The organism is Mycobacterium hubeiense (genome assembly GCF_002838065.1).
Classification (GTDB): Bacteria; Actinomycetota; Actinomycetes; order Mycobacteriales; family Mycobacteriaceae; genus Mycobacterium; species Mycobacterium hubeiense.
The window spans coordinates 157983-176817 of sequence record NZ_PIZU01000005.1 but is presented as its reverse complement, the minus strand read 5'-3'; the positions used below and the strand labels follow the sequence as shown (position 1 = coordinate 176817).

At 65.1% G+C, this 18835-nt stretch carries 19 protein-coding genes and 1 pseudogene; 12 read left to right on the top strand and 8 right to left on the bottom strand.

The genetic code is table 11. The features are described 5' to 3' along the window. Positions 1–76: 76 nt before the first annotated feature. Entirely contained in the window at positions 77–1240 is a 1164-nt protein-coding gene (locus tag CWS39_RS06675; protein WP_102142104.1) for a spirocyclase AveC family protein, read from the top strand. 4 nt (positions 1241–1244) lie between these two features. On the opposite strand, the gene CWS39_RS06670 is transcribed toward CWS39_RS06675, so the two are convergent. Continuing rightward, a complete protein-coding gene (locus tag CWS39_RS06670; RefSeq protein WP_102142103.1) occupies positions 1245–1847 on the bottom strand; it encodes a TetR/AcrR family transcriptional regulator in 603 nt (200 codons plus the stop codon). A 97-nt stretch (positions 1848–1944) separates the two neighbouring features. Here CWS39_RS06670 and CWS39_RS06665 point away from each other — a divergent pair, with 97 nt between their 5' ends. The 3 genes from CWS39_RS06665 to CWS39_RS06655 are packed head-to-tail and all read left to right on the top strand — an operon-like array spanning position 1945 to position 5625. Next, entirely contained in the window at positions 1945–3111 is a 1167-nt protein-coding gene (locus tag CWS39_RS06665; RefSeq protein WP_102142102.1) for a spirocyclase AveC family protein, read from the top strand. Positions 3112–3115: 4 nt separating this feature from the next. Next, positions 3116–3940, top strand: a complete 825-nt coding sequence (locus CWS39_RS06660; RefSeq protein WP_102142162.1) for a CbbQ/NirQ/NorQ/GpvN family protein — start codon at positions 3116–3118, stop codon at positions 3938–3940. After that, on the top strand, positions 3937–5625 hold the full coding sequence (locus CWS39_RS06655) for a nitric oxide reductase activation protein NorD (protein WP_102142101.1): 1689 nt from the start codon (positions 3937–3939) through the stop codon (positions 5623–5625). Before CWS39_RS06660 ends, CWS39_RS06655 begins: the two co-directional genes overlap by 4 nt. Positions 5626–5630: 5 nt before the next feature. On the opposite strand, the gene CWS39_RS06650 is transcribed toward CWS39_RS06655, so the two are convergent. Beyond that, on the bottom strand, positions 5631–6887 hold the full coding sequence (locus CWS39_RS06650) for an acyl-CoA dehydrogenase family protein (RefSeq protein WP_102142100.1): 1257 nt from the start codon (positions 6885–6887) through the stop codon (positions 5631–5633). Positions 6888–6943: 56 nt separating this feature from the next. On the opposite strand from CWS39_RS06650, the pseudogene CWS39_RS30015 reads away from it, so the two are divergent. From CWS39_RS30015 to CWS39_RS06635, 3 genes and pseudogenes are all read left to right on the top strand, one after another. After that, a pseudogene (locus CWS39_RS30015) lies at positions 6944–7868 on the top strand (NAD-dependent epimerase/dehydratase family protein). Next, positions 7868–8608 (top strand): hypothetical protein, encoded by a 741-nt coding sequence (locus tag CWS39_RS06640; protein ID WP_102142099.1) that lies wholly within the window; start codon positions 7868–7870, stop codon positions 8606–8608. The pseudogene CWS39_RS30015 and the gene CWS39_RS06640 overlap by 1 nt, the downstream one beginning before the upstream one ends. A gap of 9 nt (positions 8609–8617) precedes the next feature. Next, positions 8618–9586 (top strand): LLM class F420-dependent oxidoreductase, encoded by a 969-nt coding sequence (locus CWS39_RS06635; RefSeq protein ID WP_102142098.1) that lies wholly within the window; start codon positions 8618–8620, stop codon positions 9584–9586. On the opposite strand, the gene CWS39_RS06630 is transcribed toward CWS39_RS06635, so the two are convergent. Continuing rightward, complete coding sequence (locus CWS39_RS06630) at positions 9538–9990, bottom strand: VOC family protein (protein WP_233213382.1); 453 nt, start codon at positions 9988–9990, stop codon at positions 9538–9540. The two genes, CWS39_RS06635 and CWS39_RS06630, sit on opposite strands and share 49 nt — an antisense overlap. A gap of 156 nt (positions 9991–10146) precedes the next feature. On the opposite strand from CWS39_RS06630, the gene CWS39_RS06625 reads away from it, so the two are divergent. Genes CWS39_RS06625 through CWS39_RS06605 form a run of 5 tightly spaced genes read left to right on the top strand, consistent with a single transcriptional unit; the run spans position 10147 to position 14481 of the window. Further along, the gene (locus CWS39_RS06625) at positions 10147–10716 is read left to right on the top strand and encodes a TetR/AcrR family transcriptional regulator (RefSeq protein WP_102142097.1); all 570 of its coding nucleotides are present in this window, start codon (positions 10147–10149) and stop codon (positions 10714–10716) included. Further along, on the top strand, positions 10713–11174 hold the full coding sequence (locus CWS39_RS06620) for a VOC family protein (RefSeq protein WP_102142096.1): 462 nt from the start codon (positions 10713–10715) through the stop codon (positions 11172–11174). The genes CWS39_RS06625 and CWS39_RS06620 overlap by 4 nt, the downstream gene beginning before the upstream one ends. Positions 11175–11198: 24 nt before the next feature. Next, complete coding sequence (locus CWS39_RS06615; protein ID WP_102142095.1) at positions 11199–12500, top strand: acyl-CoA dehydrogenase family protein; 1302 nt, start codon at positions 11199–11201, stop codon at positions 12498–12500. Beyond that, positions 12497–13522, top strand: coding sequence for a phosphotransferase family protein (locus CWS39_RS06610; RefSeq protein ID WP_102142094.1), 1026 nt, complete (start codon positions 12497–12499; stop codon positions 13520–13522). Before CWS39_RS06615 ends, CWS39_RS06610 begins: the two co-directional genes overlap by 4 nt. Beyond that, positions 13516–14481, top strand: a complete 966-nt coding sequence (locus tag CWS39_RS06605) for an NADPH:quinone oxidoreductase family protein (protein WP_102142093.1) — start codon at positions 13516–13518, stop codon at positions 14479–14481. Before CWS39_RS06610 ends, CWS39_RS06605 begins: the two co-directional genes overlap by 7 nt. 74 nt (positions 14482–14555) lie before the next feature. Here the strand turns inward: CWS39_RS06605 and CWS39_RS06600 are convergent, their stop codons facing one another. From CWS39_RS06600 to CWS39_RS06580, 5 genes are all read right to left on the bottom strand, one after another. Beyond that, complete coding sequence (locus CWS39_RS06600) at positions 14556–15065, bottom strand: hypothetical protein (RefSeq protein ID WP_102142160.1); 510 nt, start codon at positions 15063–15065, stop codon at positions 14556–14558. A gap of 17 nt (positions 15066–15082) precedes the next feature. After that, positions 15083–15706, bottom strand: coding sequence for a TetR/AcrR family transcriptional regulator (locus tag CWS39_RS06595; protein ID WP_102142159.1), 624 nt, complete (start codon positions 15704–15706; stop codon positions 15083–15085). A gap of 150 nt (positions 15707–15856) precedes the next feature. Beyond that, positions 15857–16456, bottom strand: coding sequence for a carboxymuconolactone decarboxylase family protein (locus tag CWS39_RS06590; protein WP_102142158.1), 600 nt, complete (start codon positions 16454–16456; stop codon positions 15857–15859). Positions 16457–16524: 68 nt separating this feature from the next. Continuing rightward, a complete protein-coding gene (locus CWS39_RS06585) occupies positions 16525–17673 on the bottom strand; it encodes an acyl-CoA dehydrogenase family protein (protein ID WP_102142092.1) in 1149 nt (382 codons plus the stop codon). Positions 17674–17685: 12 nt separating this feature from the next. Next, complete coding sequence (locus CWS39_RS06580) at positions 17686–18831, bottom strand: thiolase family protein (protein WP_102142091.1); 1146 nt, start codon at positions 18829–18831, stop codon at positions 17686–17688. Between the last annotated feature and the right edge of the window lie 4 nt (positions 18832–18835).

Below are 18835 nucleotides of genomic sequence, written 5' to 3'. Positions count from 1 at the left end.
TCCCTCTGGACATTCAGATACTCGCTGGTATCTTCTCCGTGAGTGCGAGTGCCTATACGGCGGGTCAGGAGGCGTTGTGAGCGAACTGTCGAAGAAGTCCGCCATCACCGAAACGACGAGCGGCCCCGCGAGCCTCAGCACGGAGGCGCCGCGGTCGTCGAATGCAATCAAGATCTGGGCGCCTGTCGGCGCGGTGTTCCTGACCGTGACGCTGTATGTGTTCATCCGGTGGGTCACCGGCCCCTTCTTCGAGCCGGTATCGGGGGGGCCCAGCGAGCCACCCCTCTACATGAAGATCCCGCTGATCGCCAACGCCGTCGTGCTCTGGATCGGCCTGCCGTTTGCCTTGTGGTTCTTCCTCATTCGGCCCTGGGTGCGAGAGAAGCGCATCACGCTCGACGGCATGCTGCTGGTGTCGATGGGCCTGATGATGTTCCAGGATCCGATGCTCAACTACTACAGCACCTGGTGCACTTACAACGCCTGGCTGTTCAACCAGGGGTCCTGGGCACCGCACATCCCGGGCTGGGTGGCGCACGAGGAACCGGGCCATACGGTGCCCGAACCGCTCCTGACCAATATCCCCGGCTACATGTACGGCGTCTTGTTGCTCACCATCGTCGGATGCGCGATCATGCGCAAGATCAAGAACCGCTGGCCCGGGATCAGCAACCTGCGGTTGGTCTTGGTCACCTATGCGATCGCCTTCGTCTTCGACTTCATCATGGAGGCGCTCATCCTCCTGCCGATCGGCTTCTATTCCTACCCCGGCGCCATCCAGTCGTTGTCGTTCAACGCCGGCACCTATTACCAGTGGCCCATCTACGAAGGGCTGATGTGGGGTGGCGTCCAGACGGCGTTGTGCTGCCTGCGCTTCTTCACCGACGACCGCGGACACACCCTGGTCGAGCGCGGACTGGACAGCATCCGCGGCGGATTCGTCAAACAACAGTTCATCCGCTTCCTGGCGATCTTTGGCGGTGTCAGCGCATGCTTCTTCCTCTTCTACAACGTGCCCGCGACCTGGCTTGGGATGCACGCCGACCCGTGGCCGGAGGATGTGCAGCAGCGCTCGTACTTCAATCCCGGCATCTGCGGTGAGGGGACCGACCGCCCGTGCCCGAATCCTGTTCTGCCGCTACCGACCAAGCACTCGGGGTACATCAACCACGACGGTGAACTCGTTCTGCCCGAAGGCGCCGAGGTGCCCCCGCCAGTGCCCATCAAACGCGGGCCATGAGGCTTCAGGGCATCTTGACGGCCGACACGTACATCTCGACCATCGGCAGGTAAAGGTCGATATCGTCGAGGTGGCTGCTCATCTCGACCGCGTCGGTCGTGGCGATGATGATGTGGGCAAACGTGGTCGCGGGGATCAGCAGGGTCGCGCCCAGCCGATCAATGCCCTCGACGATGTAGGTGGCCAATTGCTTGACCACCTCAGATCGCTTGGCGGCCACACGTTTCCGCGCGTCCGGGTTGCGCAGTAGATAGAGGTTGAACTCGACTCCCAGTGCCGCATGCTCCGCCCCGCGGTCGCGACTCAGTTGCCGCCAGCGCTCGGCGATGCTCTCGAGTTCGCGTGCCCCGACGTGATCAGCCGACGACATCACCTCGGCGAAGTTGTCGAAATAGCGGCGCCAGTACCGGTCGCTCGCGGCGAGAAACAGGTCTTCCTTGGTGGCGAAATATTTGTATATCGCCCCTTTCGAGTACCCGGCGGCCTTGGCGATGTCATCGAGAGTTGCTGGGATGAAACCCTTTTCGGCAAACACCTCCTCAGCGGCATCGAGGAGCAGCGTGCGCGTGTGCTCGAGGCGTCGCTCCCGGGTCCAAGGCTCAACCATGCCCCGATTCTGCCATAGGTTTTTACCCCTTGGTCACTGAGATACTCACTGGTATATTTTCGCCGCGTCGGCCACTTCGGGAGGAGCAGTGGGGTCCATGAGCGATCTTTCGCAAAAGAAAAAGCCTGTTGTCACCGAATCGCTCAGCGAGGCGACACTGGGTACCCAGCCTCAATCCAAGATCGCCCCGGTGAAAATCTGGGCGGCGCTCGGCGGTGTCATTCTGGCTTTCCAGCTGTACGTGTGGATCCGCTGGATCACCGGGCCGAACTTCGAACGGGTTCCCCCGGGACCCACCGACCCTCCGATGTTCATGAAGGTGATCCTGTCCACCTGGACCGCCGTGATCGTCATCGGCCTGCCAATTGCCGTCTGGTGGTTCCTCATTCGGCCATGGCGGCGCGAGCGGCGAATCACCCTCGACGGCATGCTCTTCGTGTCCTGCGGCCTGCTGTGGTTTCAGGATCCGCTGCTGAACTACTTCAACACGTGGAGCACCTACAACACCTGGATGTGGAATATGGGCTCGTGGGTCCAGGACATTCCGGGTTGGGTGTCGTTCGGGGAACCGGGCGCCATGATGGCCGAACCGGTCCTGATGAACGCCCCGGGTTACTTCTTCGTCCTGCTGTGCACCATGCTCGGCTGCTGGGTCATGAGGTTGGCCAAGAAGCGGTTTCCCAACATCAACACCCTCGGGCTGATCGGCGTGGTGATCGCCTGGACCTTCATCTTCGATTTCGTCATCGAGGGTCTGTTCCTCATGCCGATGGGGCTTTTCACCTATCCGGGCGCCATTCAGGCGTTGTCGGTCAATGCCGGCACCTACTACCAGTGGCCGCTCTACGAGGGGCTGATGTGGGGCGGCGTGCAGGCGGCGCTGTGCTGCCTGCGCTACTTCACTGACGACCGTGGGCGCACGGTCGTCGAGCGGGGACTCGACAGCGTCCGCGGCGGGTTCGTCCGCCAACAGTTCACCCGCTTCCTGGCGATCTTCGCCGCATGCAGCATGGCCTTCTTCGTGCTCTACAACATCCCGGCGCAGTTCTTCGCGATGCACCAAGATCCTTGGCCGGATGACATTTTGAAGCGCTCGTACTTCCTGATGGGCATCTGCGGTGAAGACACGGATCGGCCGTGCCCCGATCCAGCGCTGCCGATGCCGCTGCAGAATTCGGGCTACATCAATCACGACGGTGAGCTTGTTCTGCCGGATGGCGTCAAGCTTCCCGTCAACGTTCCCATCGAGCGAACAGGTGAGTAGTTTGTTGAAGAATCAATCCACCGTAGTCAACGGAGCGAGCAGCGGGGTTGCCGATGCGCCGTTCTACCGTGCCATCGGCGACGAGGTGGAGGTCTTCCGCGCGGCGGCCCGCCGTGGCCTGCCTGTGTTGTTGAAAGGTCCCACGGGTTGCGGGAAAACGCGATTCGTGGAGGCCATGGCTCACGAGCTCGGACGGGAATTGATCACCGTCGCCGGCCACGAGGACATGACGTCGGCGGATCTGGTGGGCCGGTTCCTGCTCAAGGGCGGTGAGACGGTTTGGGTGGACGGACCGTTGACCCGCGCGGTGCGCGAGGGCGCCATCTTCTATCTGGACGAGGTGGTCGAGGCGCGTCAGGACACCACCGTGGTGATCCATCCACTGGCCGACCACCGCCGTGAGTTGCCCGTCGACCGGCTCGGTACGACACTGCGGGCGGCGCCCGGGTTCCAGTTGGTGATCTCCTATAACCCCGGTTACCAGAGTGTGCTGAAGAACCTCAAGGAGTCGACCCGTCAACGGTTCATCGCCATCGAACTCGGCTACCCCTCCCCTGAGATCGAGACCGAGGTGGTCGCCCACGAAGCCGGCATCGACACCGAAACAGCAAGTGCGCTGGTCAAACTCGCGTACGCCATCCGCAACCTGGACGGCTCGCCGTTGCGCGAAGTGTCCTCCACCCGCATGCTCATTCTCGCGGGCGGCCTTGCCGCTGAAGGGCTGAACCTGCGCAGTGCAGTCCACGCGGCCGTCGTCGAAGTGCTCTCCGACGATGACGACGTCATCCGCGCACTCGATGAGCTCGTCAATACCGTGCTTCCCCAGTGACGTCCGACCCCAACCGGTTCCGGTTCCTCGCCACGTACATCGCCGGCAGGTCCGTCGACGTCACCGAGGCGCCGGCCGGCCAGCCCGCATACACCAACGGCCAGTTCATCTTCGTCTCGGCCGATCGGTCCGTCGACGAGCAGCGCCGCGAAATGCTGGTCCAGAGTGCACTTCTCGGCGCGGGCAGCCTTGAACCACGATTGGTGAAGCAGATGCGGGCACGCGCGACGTTGGCGCGGCGCTACCTGGCATTAGAAGGTCATCGCGTACTCGCCGAACTCGCCGGTCAGATTCCACTCGATGCCGCGCTCCTCCCCGACGGACAACCCAGGACCTCGACCGCCGACGAGTCACTCGAGATGGCCAAGGGCCGCGCGCACGTCGCCGACCCGCCGGAGTGGTTCGGCGTCATCAAACCGTCCCGGTTGCTGGGGTCTGTCGCCGGACCCGGTGGACAAGCCACCAACAAGGACCTTAAACTGCACTTCGATCCCATCGACATGCCCCAGTCCGAGGACGACGACGAAGACGAGGACGACGACGGCGGGAAGTCCAACGAGAGCAAGATTCTCAAGCTGTTTCAGAGTCCACTCCTCAACAACCAGTCGATGTCGGACTACTTCCGGAAGATGTTCGGCGGCAGCCGTTCCGAAGGCGAGGGCGCCGCGGGCGCGGAGATGACGGTACGCTCCATCCGGCGGGCGCAGCAGGCGGGCCCGAACGCGCGACCGCTCCCCACCCGGATCCACTTCACCGACGACGACAAACCCGGAGCCGCGGTGGGCGTGGGCGGCGCCCTGCATCCGGAGTGGGATGTCTTCAACGACCGGTACAAGCCGGACTGGTGCCGCGTGCTCGACTTTCCCCTGACTGCTGATGCCGATGTGTCCGACGCCGGCGTCGCGCACGATGACGTGCTTCGACGACGTCTGTCGCGAGTCGGCCTCGGCCCCAAGGTCTTACGCGGCCGCGCCGACGGCGACGACCTCGACATCGAGGCGCTCATCGACTTGTTCGTCGACCTGCGCTCCGGTTACTCGCCACCGGAGAACGTCTATCTGGAGCGTCGCAAGCTCGCCCGTAATCTCGGTGTGCTCATCTTGATCGACGCGTCCGGATCGGCCACCGACACCGATTCCGACGGTCTCGCCGTGCACGAGCATCAGCGGCGGGCAGCGGCGACAATCGCCGTCACGCTCGAGGAGCTCGGTGACCGTGTCGCGGTGTATGCCTTCCGCTCGCTGGGACGACACGCGGTGCATCTGCCGGCGATCAAAACATTCGACCAAAGTTTCAGCGCGGTCGGCCGCGCACGGCTCAACCAGCTGCAGCCGTCGAGCTACACCCGGCTCGGGGCCGCGATCCGCGGGGCTGGCGAAATCCTCAAAACCGAAGCGGGCACACCGAATCGGCTGCTGCTCGTGCTGTCCGACGGATTTCCCTACGACGACGGGTATGAAGGCAAATACGCCGAAGCCGACGCGCACAAGGCGCTCGAAGAGCTGCGCATGGAAGGCGTTGCGTGCCTGTGTCTTTCGATCGGCGCCGCCACCGCCGCCGACTCACTCGAACGGGTCTTCGGCTCGGCCAGCTATGCCAGTGCGGGGGCCCTGGCCGAATTGAGCCCACGGATGGACGAGCTGTTCATGTCGTCGCTGCGTGAGCTGGCGGCCCCGGCACCGTGACCGATTCAGCGCGCCGGTAGGCCCAACACGCGTTGCGCGATGATATTGCGCTGGATCTCTGAGGTACCACCGGAGATGGTGCCCGCGTAGGTACTGATGTAGCGCGTGAACCAGCTGCCNATATTGCGCTGGATCTCTGAGGTACCACCGGAGATGGTGCCCGCGTAGGTACTGATGTAGCGCGTGAACCAGCTGCCGGTGAAAAGGTCTGGGCTGTAAGGATTGTATGGCGCGGTGAGCGCAGGACTGCGCAGACCGTCGGCACCCTTGGCGTCCAACGCATGCCGGAACGCGTTTTGCTCGGCCTCGGAGCCGAACAGCTTCAGCACCGAGATGCTGGGTATGTCGCGTTCGCCGCGGGCCGCCTGCCCGAGCGCTTTGGAGCCAAGCAGACGCAGCGCCTGATAGTCCATCGCGATGGTGGCGTAACGATCGCGATCCACGGCGCTGACGGGGCGGTAGTCGTCCAGCAGTTGCTCGAGCCTGTTGGCGAACGCCATCCACATCATCGTGCGTTCGTGGCCGAGCGAGCCGTTGGCCACCTTCCAGCCTTCATGCAGCGGCCCCACCAGATTCTCGGCGGGTACCTGCACATCGGTGAAGAACACCTCGTTGAAGTCCGGGCTCTCGCGGTCGTACACCGAGGCGAACGGCCGTCGCTCCACACCCGGCGTATTGGTGGGAATCAGCAATGCGCTGATGCCCTTGTGCTTTGGGGCCTCGGGATCGGTGCGCACGAAGGTGAGCAGCACGTCGGCGTCGTGCGCTCCCGACGTCCACACCTTCTGGCCGTTGACGCGGAAATGGTCGCCCTCAAGGACAGCACGCGTCGACAACCCCGCGAGGTCGGACCCTGCCCCCGGCTCGCTCATGCCCAATGCTGCCGTCATCTCGGCCCGCAGAATCGGCACCGCCCAGCGCTGCTTCTGCTCGTCAGTCCCGAACGACAGCAGTGAGGCCGCGATGATGCCGACGCCCTGCGGGTTGAAGACGTGATAGATGCGCCGCCGGGCCAGCTCCTCGCGATGCACGAACTGCTGCAGGACGCCCGCATTGCGGCCGCCGAAATCCGGCGGATTGCCCGGCAGCAGCCACCCGTGGTCGAACTGGACCTGCTGCCAACGCCGCGCCCAGTCGGGGACGTGAGCCGTCGACCGTGATCGCTCCGCGCCGGCCTCGGCTTCGGACGGCAGGTGCTCCTCGAGGAAGGCAATGAACTCCGCGCGGAACGCCTCGACCTCGGCGTCGAAGGTGAGTTGCACACCGCCAACATATCAAGTACTTAACATTTGAGTCATCGTGCGCTATGACTAATGGGATGCTCGACTCGGAAAAGATCCTGATCACCGGCGCGACCGGCAAGATCGCGTTCCCCATCGCGCGCGCTCTCGCCCCGCGCAACGAGGTGTGGGGCGCCGCGCGGCTGCGGAATCCAGAAGATCGCGACAAACTGACCGCCGCCGGCATCACTCCCCTGGCTCTGGACATGAGCGCAAGCGACTTCTCGGCGTTGCCCGACGACTTCACGTATGTGTTCCATGCCGCGGTGGATCCCGGCACCGGTGCCTGGGTGCAGTGCCTGCGGACCAACGCGCAGCACTCCGGCGATCTGCTCTACCACTGCCGTACCGCAAAGGGTTTCGTGTTCTGCTCGACGGGGTCGATCTACGGGGTACCAGGGCAGACGGCCGTTGACCGAAGACGACCCGCCGGGAGTGCCGCTGCGCCCGAACTACAGCTTCTCGAAGGTGGCCGCCGAGGCGGTGTGCACCTGGATCGCCACGCAAAACGGCATACCGCTGACGATCATCCGGATCTGTTCGACGTACGGGCCCGAAGGCGGTGCGCCGGCCGACCGCCTGGACATGATCTTGGCGCGCAAGCCGATCCGGCTGCATCCGGACAAGCCCAACAACTACAACCCCATCTACGAGGACGACTATGTCGAACTCGGCATCAGGGCCATGGAGGTGGCTGCGACGCCGCCGGTCGTGGTGAACTGGGCCGGCAGCGAGACCGTCAGCGCCGAGGAGTACTGCAGCTATTTGGGCGAACTGGTCGGTGTTGACCCGGTATTCGAGTACACCCCCGACGCGCACACGCCGTTGTGGCCTGATGTCACCCGCATGCATGCGGTGCTGGGGCGGACGAAAGTGCCCTGGCGCGAGGGCTTCCGGCGGATGATCGAGGCACGTCATCCCGAAATCCCTCTGGCCGAGCGCAATTCGACGACAGGAGCGTGATGCAGCTACCCGGTACACCGTCGGACGAGGTCGCCGACGTCCTTGCCGCGGGCCGCGGCGATATCACCACCATGTTCGTCTCGATGGCGCGGCGGCATCCGGACGGACTGGATGCCGAGTACCTGCGCTGGCACACCTTGGACCACCGGCCCGAGCAACACCGCTTGTCCGCCGTGCGGGCGTCCTTGCGACTGGTGTCGACGCCGGCATGCCGGGCCGCGCGGGCCTGCACCGACGAGCGCTTCGACGCCATCGATCATGTGATGACGTACTTCTTCGCCGACCGTCGCGGCCTGAAGGGATTCAACGAGCTGTCCACGGCACTGGGCGACGCGGGCCGCAAATTGCCGCTGCTGCCGCCGGTGCAACGCGGGGTGTACACCGTCGCCACCAAGATGGCAGCGCCCCGAATCAAGATCGGCGGTGATGTGCTGCCGTGGTGGCCGGCGCGGGGTGTCTACGTGGTGCTCGAGACGAACGCGCCGGCACACAACGACCTGATCGACGTCGACGGGGTGGCTGGGATCTGGTCGGCCACGTCGCATTCCGCACACACAGAACTGGCGAATGCTCCTGCGGGGCAGACACTCTCGTATCTCTTTCTCGACGACGACCCCGTCAGCACGGGTGCGCGTCTGCGGGCGCCACTCGCAAAGCGGTGGGGCGACGGCGTCGAACCGCTGTTCGCGGCGCCGTTTCACCCTGTCGTCCCGCACGAATGGGACCGGTATGTGCCGTAGGGAGTATGGATGAGAATCGGGTTGATGGTCGGCTCCGACAAGGAGCGATCCCGGGCAGACCGGCTGGCCGGCCTGCTCGATGACGGAAAGGCCGCCGAGGCACAGGGTTTCGCGTCGTTCTGGATGCCGCAGGTGCCTGGCTACCTGGATGCGATGGCGGCCGTCGCCCTACTCGGGCAGGCCACGTCACACATTGAAATAGGCACCGCGGTCGTGCCTATCCAGACCCGCCATCCGCTCATCATGGCGCAGCAGGCGCTGACTACCCAGGTCGCGTGCGCTGGCCGCTTCACGCTGGGTATCGGCCCGTCGCACCACTGGATCATCGCGGACCAACTCGGGTTGCCCTACGACCGACCGGCATCGCTATTGCGCGACTATCTCGACGTGCTCGACGCGGCGTTCGCGGGACCGGGTTCGGTGGACGTCGACAACGACAGCTACCGCGTGCACAGTCCCGTCGACGTCACGGACGCGTGTGAGATGCCTGTGCTGATCGCTGCCCTCGGGCCCACGATGCTACGCATCGCCGGTGAGCGCACCGGCGGAACCATCCTGTGGATGGCCGACGAGCGGGCGATCGGTGACTACGTGGTTCCGCGCATCACAAAGGCGGCAGAGGCGTTGGGCCGCAGCGGAATACGCGTCGTGGCGGGCGTTCCCGTCGCACTCTGCTCAAACAGCGAAGTCGACGCCGCCCGCACCTACGCCAGCGAGGTGCTGGGCCATGCCGACTTCTCCCCCAACTATGTGCGGCTGCTCGAACATGGCGACGCCGAGGACGTCGGCGACACCATGGCGGCGGGTGACGAAGCGACTGTTCTCGCCCGGGTGCGCCGGTACCGAGACGCCGGCGTCACCGATCTGGCCGTGCGGGTGGTGCCGCTGGGCGACGACGCCGACGAACGCCGCGCATCGCGGCGGCGCACTCAGGAGTTCGTCGCATCGCTGGTCGCGGAGTTCGCTTCTGGGGCATAGGCTCCCACGAACTCGATCGGCACCCCGCCCATCGTGCAGAAGAACAGCTGGACGCCGGGCACGCCGGTGTCGAGCATCGTCACGTCACTGGCGAACGTCTTGGCCTTCTCGCGGACCGCGTCGAAGTCGTTTGTCAGAAACGACAACGCAGCGAGTCCTTCAGGTGCCACGTCACGGAGGCGCTCCGGCACATCGAGCACCTCGATCAGGCCCGCCTCGCCGGTGCCCAGCATCGTCACCTGCGCACCGTCGGACAGCGGCCAGCCCAAGGTTTTCTCGAGGATTTCGCCGGGCACATGCATCGTGAACTGGACCGTCATCCCGACCACGTCGGTCAGGAAGGTGATGAACGTCGACGCCGAATGGCTTCGCATGACGACGTGGTGCAGCTGGGTTGATGTCACCCCTAGATAGTTAGACAGACGTCAACTATTTGCAAGCATCAATTTCGCTGTTACAGTGCAATTGTGGCCAGGAACAGCACGTCAGTAGTTGCTGACGGTGGTCAGCGCCGGGCCTCGTATCAGCGGGCGCGCTCGCATGAGACCAAGCGTGCGCTGGTGCAGGCGGCGATGGCGCTATGGCGGACCAACGGCTACGCCAACACGACCGTCGCCGATATCTGCCGGGCGGCGGGCGTTTCGCGGGCGTTGTTTTATTTCTATTTCCCGGCGAAAGAGGACGTGCTGTTCGAGGTCGGGCTGCTCTCGACCCGCGCTGCGCAAACGATCGTCCGGGCGTTGCTCGACACCGACTACGACGTCGAAGCGGTGATCGGCGAGGCGCTGCGCAGCCTGGAACGTTCGATGGCCCGCAATCCCCGCGAGTTGATCGTCGAGACGATCCTCGAGGGATATCGCCATGAGCAACGGATCCTCGCGGGTGAGCTTGCCGATGACAACGACGCCGATATGTTCGGCGAGTTGTTCGCCAAGGCGCAAGCCGACGGCAAGCTGGCCGAGCACGTCGACATCGCCCACCTGTCCCATCTGGCCCAGATGCACGTTAGCGAAGGCGTACGGCACTGGGCAGGTGGCGCTTTCGGCAATCGTTCCTTTGCCGAGGTCGTCACCGAAGACGTCGCGGCGCTGATCGCCGGCTTCAACCTGCGTGCGAAAGGCACGGCATGAATGCGCCGCTATCGCCAACAGACTTCTACCACACCGGCATCGTGGTACCCGATCTTGACGAGGCGGCTGCGCACTTGACCGCCGTCGCGGGATACCACTGGACAAAGCCGATGGAATACATCGTGCCGGTGGTAACCGCCGACGGCGGATACGAGGTTCCGTTTCGCATGAGCTACTCGGTGCAGGCCCCGCATCTCGAACTAGTGCAAGCAGTGCCGGGCACGCCGTGGACGGCGGTACCGGGGCGGGCTACCCATCACCTCGGATATTGGACCGACGACATCGCCACGGCCTCACTGCAATTGGAGCAAGCGGGCTTCGCCCGTGAAGTCGCTCCCTGCGCCGATCAGCATCAGAGCTTCGCCTACCACGTCGACGCGACGAGCACCCGCATCGAGATCGTCGACCGCGCACTGTTCCCCGACTGGCCGGGATTTCTGCAATCGATGGCCCAGTGACCGACAAATCGAAGGAGTACCCCAATGGCGTGGGATTTCGAAACCGACCCCGAGTATCAGAAGCTGCTCGACTGGGCCGACGAATTCGTCCGCGAGGAGGTCGAACCGCTCGATCTGGCCTTCCCGCATCAGCAGTTCGTGCCGCTCGACGAGAACAGGCGCAAGGTCATCGACCCGCTCAAGGAGGAGGTGCGGCGCACGGGGTTGTGGGCGACGCACCTCGGCCCGGAGCTCGGCGGGCAGGGCTACGGACAGCTGAAACTGGCTCTGCTCAACGAGATCCTCGGCCGATCGCAATGGGCGCCCATCGTGTTCGGCTGTCAGGCACCCGACACCGGTAACGCCGAGATCATCGCGCACTACGGCACCGAGGAGCAGAAGCGGCGCTATCTGCGCCCGCTGCTCGACGGCGAGCTCTTCTCCTGCTATTCGATGACCGAGCCGCACGCCGGCGCGGACCCGACGCTGTTCAAGACCCGCGCCGTGCGCGACGGCGACGACTGGGTGATCAACGGCTACAAGTTCTTCTCCTCCAACGCCAAGACCGCCGCGTTCCTCATCGTCATGGTGGTGACCAATCCCGATGTCAGCCCGTACCAAGGGATGTCGATGTTCCTGGTGCCCACGGACACACCGGGCGTGAAGATCGTCCGCAATGTCGGGCTGTACGGCGAGCGTGACGACGAGGGCTCGCACGCGCTGATCCACTACGACAACGTCCGGGTGCCGGGCGACGCGCTGCTCGGCGGTGAAGGCCAAGCGTTCGTCATCGCGCAGACCCGTCTCGGCGGCGGTCGCATCCACCACGCCATGCGCACCATCGGCCTGTCCCGCAAGGCGCTGGACATGATGTGCGAGCGCGCGCTGTCCCGCGAGACGCAAGGAAGCCGGCTGTCGGAAAAGCAGTTCGTGCAGGGCTATATCGCCGATTCGTATGCCCAGTTGCTGCAGTTCCGGCTGATGGTGCTTTACACCGCGTGGGAGATCGACAAGTACAACGACTACAAGAAGGTGCGCAAGGACATCGCCGCGGTCAAGGTCGTGATGCCGACGGTGCTGCACGATATCGCCTGGCGGGCAATGCAAGTACACGGCGCACTCGGTGTCACCAACGAGATGCCGTTCATGGGCATGGTCACCGGTGCGGCCGTGATGGGCCTGGCCGACGGCCCCACCGAAGTGCACAAAGCGACAGTGGCCAAGCAGGTGCTGCGCGACTACCAGCCCACCGAAGACACCTGGCCCAGCGAGTGGATACCGCGCAAACGCGAAGCAGCCCAGGCGAAGTACGCCGACTTCCTCGAGCACGAGGTGGGCAATCTATGAGCGAGATCGACGTTGCACGCCTTGCCGATTGGATGGACGAGGCCGGCCTACCTGGTACGGGTGAGCCGATACAGACGCGCTACCTGTCCGGCGGCACTCAGAACGTGATCTACGAGATCCGTCGCGGCGAGGAGCGCTGTGTCCTTCGCATGCCGCCGCCGGAGGCGCCGCCGGATCGCGACAAGGGCATCCTGCGCGAGTGGCGCATCATCGAAGCCTTGGATGGCACCGAGGTCCCCCACACCGCCGCGGTCGGCGTGTGCGATGACCCGTCGGTGCTCGGGCGCCCGTTCTATCTCATGGGTTTCGTCGACGGCTGGTCGCCGATGGACCTGGACGACGGGCAATGGCCGGCACCGTTCGACACCGACGACGATGCCCGCGCGGGCCTGGCCTATCAATTGGCCGAAGGCATCGCGCTGCTGTCCAAGGTGGATTGGCGCGCCAAGGGATTGGGTGACTTCGGCCGTCCCGACGGTTTCCACGAACGCCAAGTCGACCGCTGGATCGGCTTTTTCGAGCGCATCAATGGCCGCGAACTCGAAGGGCTCGATGTGGCCACCGAATGGCTGCGCACGCACCGGCCGCTGGACTACATCCCCGGCCTGATGCACGGTGACTACCAGTTCGCGAACGTGATGTATCACCACGGCGCACCCGCTCGGTTGGCGGCGATCGTCGACTGGGAGATGGGCACGGTCGGCGATCCGAAGCTGGACCTCGGCTGGATGGTGCAGAGCTGGCCAGAAGACACGAGCGCCCCGTCGGGCATGAACTACGTGGACATGCGCGGAATGCCCTCGCGCTCAGACGTCGTCGCGCATTACGCCGAGGTGTCCGGTCGGCAGGTCGACGACCTGGACTACTACCTGGTGCTGGCCAAGTGGAAACTTGCGATTGTGCTGGAGCAGGGCTACCAGCGTGCCGGCGACAACGAGAAGTTGCTGGCGTATGGCCCCATCATCGTGGACTTGATGCGGTCGGCGGCCGAACTGGCCGAATCCAGCGATTACCGGTGCTAGCCGCCGTCTGCCCGGCCTATGGCCCGCCGGAAGTTGTTCGCATCGAAGACCTTCCATCGCCGGGCGTCGGTGAAGGGCAGGTGCGGATACGGGTCGGCGCGGCGGCGGTCAACTATCCCGATGTCTTGCTCGTCGCCAATCAATACCAGATCAGCGTGCCGCCACCGTTCATACCCGGTAGCGAATTCGCCGGCGAGATCATAGAACTCGGCCCAGGCGTCGACGACTTCGCAGTCGGTGACCGTGTGACCGACACGGGCCTCTACGGCGCCTTCGCAGAAGAAGTGGTGGTGGACGCCGCGGGCCTCGCCCGGATACCGGATGGCGTCGACGATCACACGGCGGCGGCCTTCGGCGTCGCGTACCGCACGGCCTATCACACGCTGCGCTCTGTCGCGAAGGTGCAGTCGGGCGACGACGTCGTCGTGCTCGGCGCCGGCGGCGGCGTGGGCCTGGCGGCTGTGCAGCTCGGCGTGCAGCTCAGCGCTGCGATCATCGCGGTAGCGTCATCGAACGAAAAGCTCGATGTCGCAGCGTCTTACGGCGCACGACATCGCATCAACTATCGCTCGGATGACCTTCGTCAGCAGTTGAAAGAGGCGTTACCGGAAGGCGCGGCAGCCGTCGTCGACCCCGTCGGCGGTGAGCTGTCGGAGCCGGCATTGCGATCGCTGCGCCATGGCGGACGGTTCGTCACAGTCGGCTACGCCTCCGGCGTCATCCCCCGCATCCCGCTCAACCTGGTACTCGTCAAAGGTGTGCACGTGCTCGGCTTCCAGTTCCAGGATGTGCCGCCGGACGAATTCGCGCGCAACGAAACCGAACTCGCCGAATTGTTGGCCACTCGACGGGTGCTCCCCCACATCGGCGCTGTCTACCCGCTGGCCGAAACGGCCGCTGCGCTACGCCATGTCGCCGACGGCAAGGCCATCGGCAAGGTCTTGATCGACCTCACCTGACCAAACCTCCGCGAGATTGCATTCCCGCAGGCCCGTACTCGATCTTTCGCTGCCGGGCCGCAATCTCGCGACCGCTACGACGCCGGAATCAGGTCCGCTGCCACCGACGGGCGCGCCATCACCCCACAGCGGAATGTTTCACTACCGCCGACGAAGTCGGCCTCCGGATCGCCCAGCGCCGCCAGTGCCTGCGCCTTGAACGCGCGGGCCGCCGCGCTCAGCCGATGCTGCACGTCGTCGACATTGCGGTCGAGGTCGGCCGGCCACTGCTCCCCCCACAGCGTCACCTCGGTCAGACCCTGATCGAGCGCGCCGAGCACGCCGTGGCGCACCCGCTCGTCGACGGACAACAGTTCGGAGGCGACCGCGACGGTGTGCGGATGCGGACGCTGCGCCCACAACTGGAGCGCATCCTCCAAGTCCGAGGTCGCCACCCCGAGGATCTGCAGCGGCCGCACGTCCACGTCCTGGCCGATCAGCACGGTGACATCCCAGCCGGCCATCGACCGGTCGTACATCAAGCCGCCGGCGTATCTGACCACGTCGAGCACGCTCGGGGCGACGACGTCGAGCCGATACCTCATGTCGAGCTCGGTCGCCATCACGCGCTCGCTCCCGGAGCGAAGTCGCGGGCGAGCATTTCGGCGTACCCCTTGAACACCTCGGTCAGTGGTATCGAAGGGTCGAGCAGCCATGAGGTCTCCATTCCGTTGACGAAGGCGAGAATCTCCACGGCCTTGGTGGCCGCGTCGAGGTCTGTGCGGTAGCGGCCGGCCTGCTGACCGCGTCGGATGAGGTCGGCGACGATCTCCACCGCCGCGCGTTGCCGATTGAGCAACCGGTCGTGCAGCGGGGCGTCGGGCGCGATGTTCTCCACCAGCAGCACGGTGAAGGTGCCCACCAATTCGGGTGCCCGATTGAACCGCTCGGCCACCCGCCCGATCTCGGTGATTAGGTCGCCCGACCGGTCCGCGTGCGCGTCGTCGTCGGCGTCGCGGGCGTCGAGCACCGCGTTGAGCAGCTGTTCTTTGGATTCGAAGTGGTGCAGAAGGCCCGCGGGGGTCACCCCGGCCTCCTTGGCGATCTGGGCCAGTGACGTGTTGCGCCACCCGTTGCGCGCGACCAACCGTTCGGCCACCGCGAGAATGCGCTGCCTGCGGTCCTCACCCTTGGCGAGCAGCGTGTCGTAGGGGCGGCGCTGAGCGCTCGCGTCAAGTGCGGACACGTCTTCGGACACCGAACCCCTTCGGTCAACCAACCTAGTGAACACACAGTAGGTAGGTTTGGCACTTGTGACAAGGGTCTCACCGAAGGAATTTTTTGACGCCTGTCTCACCTCGGATTTTGTGCAAGGTGGCGGGCTCCCTACCGCAAATTAAGTGCTCGGCAGGAGCGCGCTGCCTGGTGGCGGCACGAGCGCCCAGGTGTCACAGGCCATCGCCAACATGGCGTAGGTGCCGACGACGAAAATGAGTTCCATCGCCTGACGCGTGCCGAGTTCGTCGACGAGGCGCTGCCACGTCTGGGGGTCCGCCCGGCCCGCGGCGAGCATCTGGTCGGTGGCCTCGAGCACCAGCCGCTCCGCGCCGTCAAACTCGTCATTGCCACGGATGAGCCGGTCGATGTAGTCGTCCGACAGTCCGCCGGCCTTGGCGATCCGCACGTGTTCGCCCCAGAAGAACGCCGACCGACGGGCGTGCGAGAGACGAAGCACCGCGAGCTCGCGTAGGCGCAACGGCAACTCACCGCGGGTCAGCAGAAACCCGTTGTACGTCAGGAAGTCTCGGGCCATCGCCGGATGGCGGGCCAGCACGCCGAGGATGTCGAACTTCAGCGGGTCCCTCGGGTGTCCGGACCCGGCCCGCGGGACGTCGTCGCCGGATATGCCGAAAAGCGCACCGACGGCGGCATATTCGTCATCGCCCCATTCGTCGGCGTCCAGGGACTTGAGAAGTGGGCCCGTGATGGTCTCTATCCTCCGTTCACAAGTGGCGATTTCGGCGCGCTGGGTCGCGCTGAGCGCGACCAACTACGCCGAAATCGCTACAAGCCAAGCGACTTGGCGATGATCACCTTCATCACCTCGCTGGTGCCCGCATAGATGCGGGCCACCCGCGCATCGGTGTACAGCCGCGCGATCGGATACTCCATCATGTAGCCGTATCCGCCGAACAGCTGCAGACACCGGTCCACGACCCGGGCCTGCATCTCGGTGCAGAACAACTTCACCCGCGCAGCGTCTGCCGGTGAAAGCTCGCCCTCGACATGCAGAGCCACCGCCCTGTCCAGCATCGCCTGCGCGGCCTCCACTTCCGTCGAGCATGCCGCCAGCTCGAACTTGGTGTTCTGGAACGACGCCACCGGCGTCCCAAATGCCTTGCGGTTCTTGGTGTAATCGATGGCCACCTCAATCGCCGAGCGCGCTTGCGCCACCGAACCCACTGCGACCGTGAGCCTCTCCTGCGGCAGGTTGTGGCCCAGGTAGCCAAACGCCTCGCCCTCCTCGCCCAGCAGGTTCGCCGCGGGCACCCGCACATCGGAGAAGGAGAGCTCGGCAGTGTCCTGCACCTTGCAGCCCATCTTCTCCAATTCACGCCCCCGGGTGAAACCGGGCATGCCGTCCTCGACGACGAGCAGTGACAGGCCGCGGCGCCGGTTGTCGGGGTCGGTCGACGTGCGGGCGACGACGATCACCAAGTCGGCCTGGATCCCGCCGGTGATGAACGTCTTGGCGCCGTTGAGCACATAGTCGTCGCCGTCACGCACCGCCGTGGTGCGTACCCCTGCGAGGTCAGAACCGGTGCCGGGCTCGGTCATCGCGACGGCGGTCAACAGGGTGCCCGCCGCGAGGCCGGGGAACCAGCGTCGCCGCTGCTCCTCGTTCGCGTAGTGCAGGAAGTACGGCAGGATGACCTCGAGCTGCGTGCGCACTGTCGACAGCGTCACCAGCGCGCGCGCCGCCTCCTCCTGGAGCACGACGTTGTAGCGGTAGTCGTTGATGCCGGCGCCGCCGAACTCCTCGGGGATCGCCATGCCCAGCATGCCCAGCGCACCCATCTGCTTGAACACGTCGCGCGGCATCCGGCCGGCCTTCTCCCATTCGGGATAGTGCGGCACCACTTCCTTCTCGACGAAGTCGCGGGCCAGCTGGCGGAATGCCTCGTGGTCGTCGGTGAACAGCTCCCGGCGCACGTGATCTCCTGTCTACGCGATGAGTTCGACCAGGGTGGCGTTGGCAGTCCCGCCGCCTTCACACATGGTTTGCAGGCCGAACCGAATTCCGTTGTCGCGCATGTGGTAGATCATGCGCGTCATCAGCACGGCGCCGGACGCGCCGAGCGGGTGACCGAGGGCGATCGCGCCGCCCAGCGGATTGAGCCGCTTCTCGTCGGCGCCGGTTTCGGCCAGCCAGGCCAGCGGCACCGGCGCGAAGGCCTCGTTGACCTCGAAGACGCCCACCTCGTCGATGCCGACGCCGGCCTTGTGTAACACCTTCTCGGTGGCCGGAATTGGACCGGTCAGCATCAGCACCGGGTCGGCGCCGGTGACCGCGCCGGCGCGGTAGCGCACGATCGGCGTGAGGCCCATGGCGACGGCGTTCTCCTCGGCCATCACCAGCAGCGCGGCGGCGCCGTCGGAGATCTGCGAGGAGTTGCCCGCATGGATCACGCCGTCGTCCTTGAACGCCGGCTTGAGACCGGCAAGCTTCTCCACGGTGGTGCCCCGCCGCACGCCTTCGTCGGCGACCACCGGTTCGCCGTCGGTGAAGATCGGGATCATCTGATCTTCGAACGCGCCACTGTCCTGGGCGGCGGCGGCCCGCTCGTGGCTCATCACCGAATATTCGTCGAGCCGGGTCCGGGAAAAGCCCCACTTCTGCGCGATCAGTTCGGCCGAGATGCCCTGGTTGAATGAGAAATCGCCGTACCGTGCAAGCACTTTCGGTCCGTAGGGCATGCCGGTGGCGCGGGCGGAGCCGAGCGGCACCCGGCTCATCACCTCGACCCCGCCGGCCACCACCACATCCTGCTGCCCCGACATGACGGCGTGCACGGCGAAGTCGAGGGCCTGCTGACTCGATCCGCACGCCCGGTTGACGGTGGTGCCGGGAATGTGTTCCGGCCACCCAGCGGCGAGCACGGAGTACCGGCCGATGTTGCTGGACTGGTCGCCGACCTGTGACACACACCCCCACACCACGTCGTCGACGATCTCCGGGTCGATGCCCGCGCGTTCGGCCAGGGCGTTGAGGATCAGGCCGGACAGGTCGGCGGCGTGCATGTCGGACAGCCCGCCGTTGCGCTTGCCCACCGGTGTCCGCACCGCCTCGACGATTACGGCTTCACGCATGTCA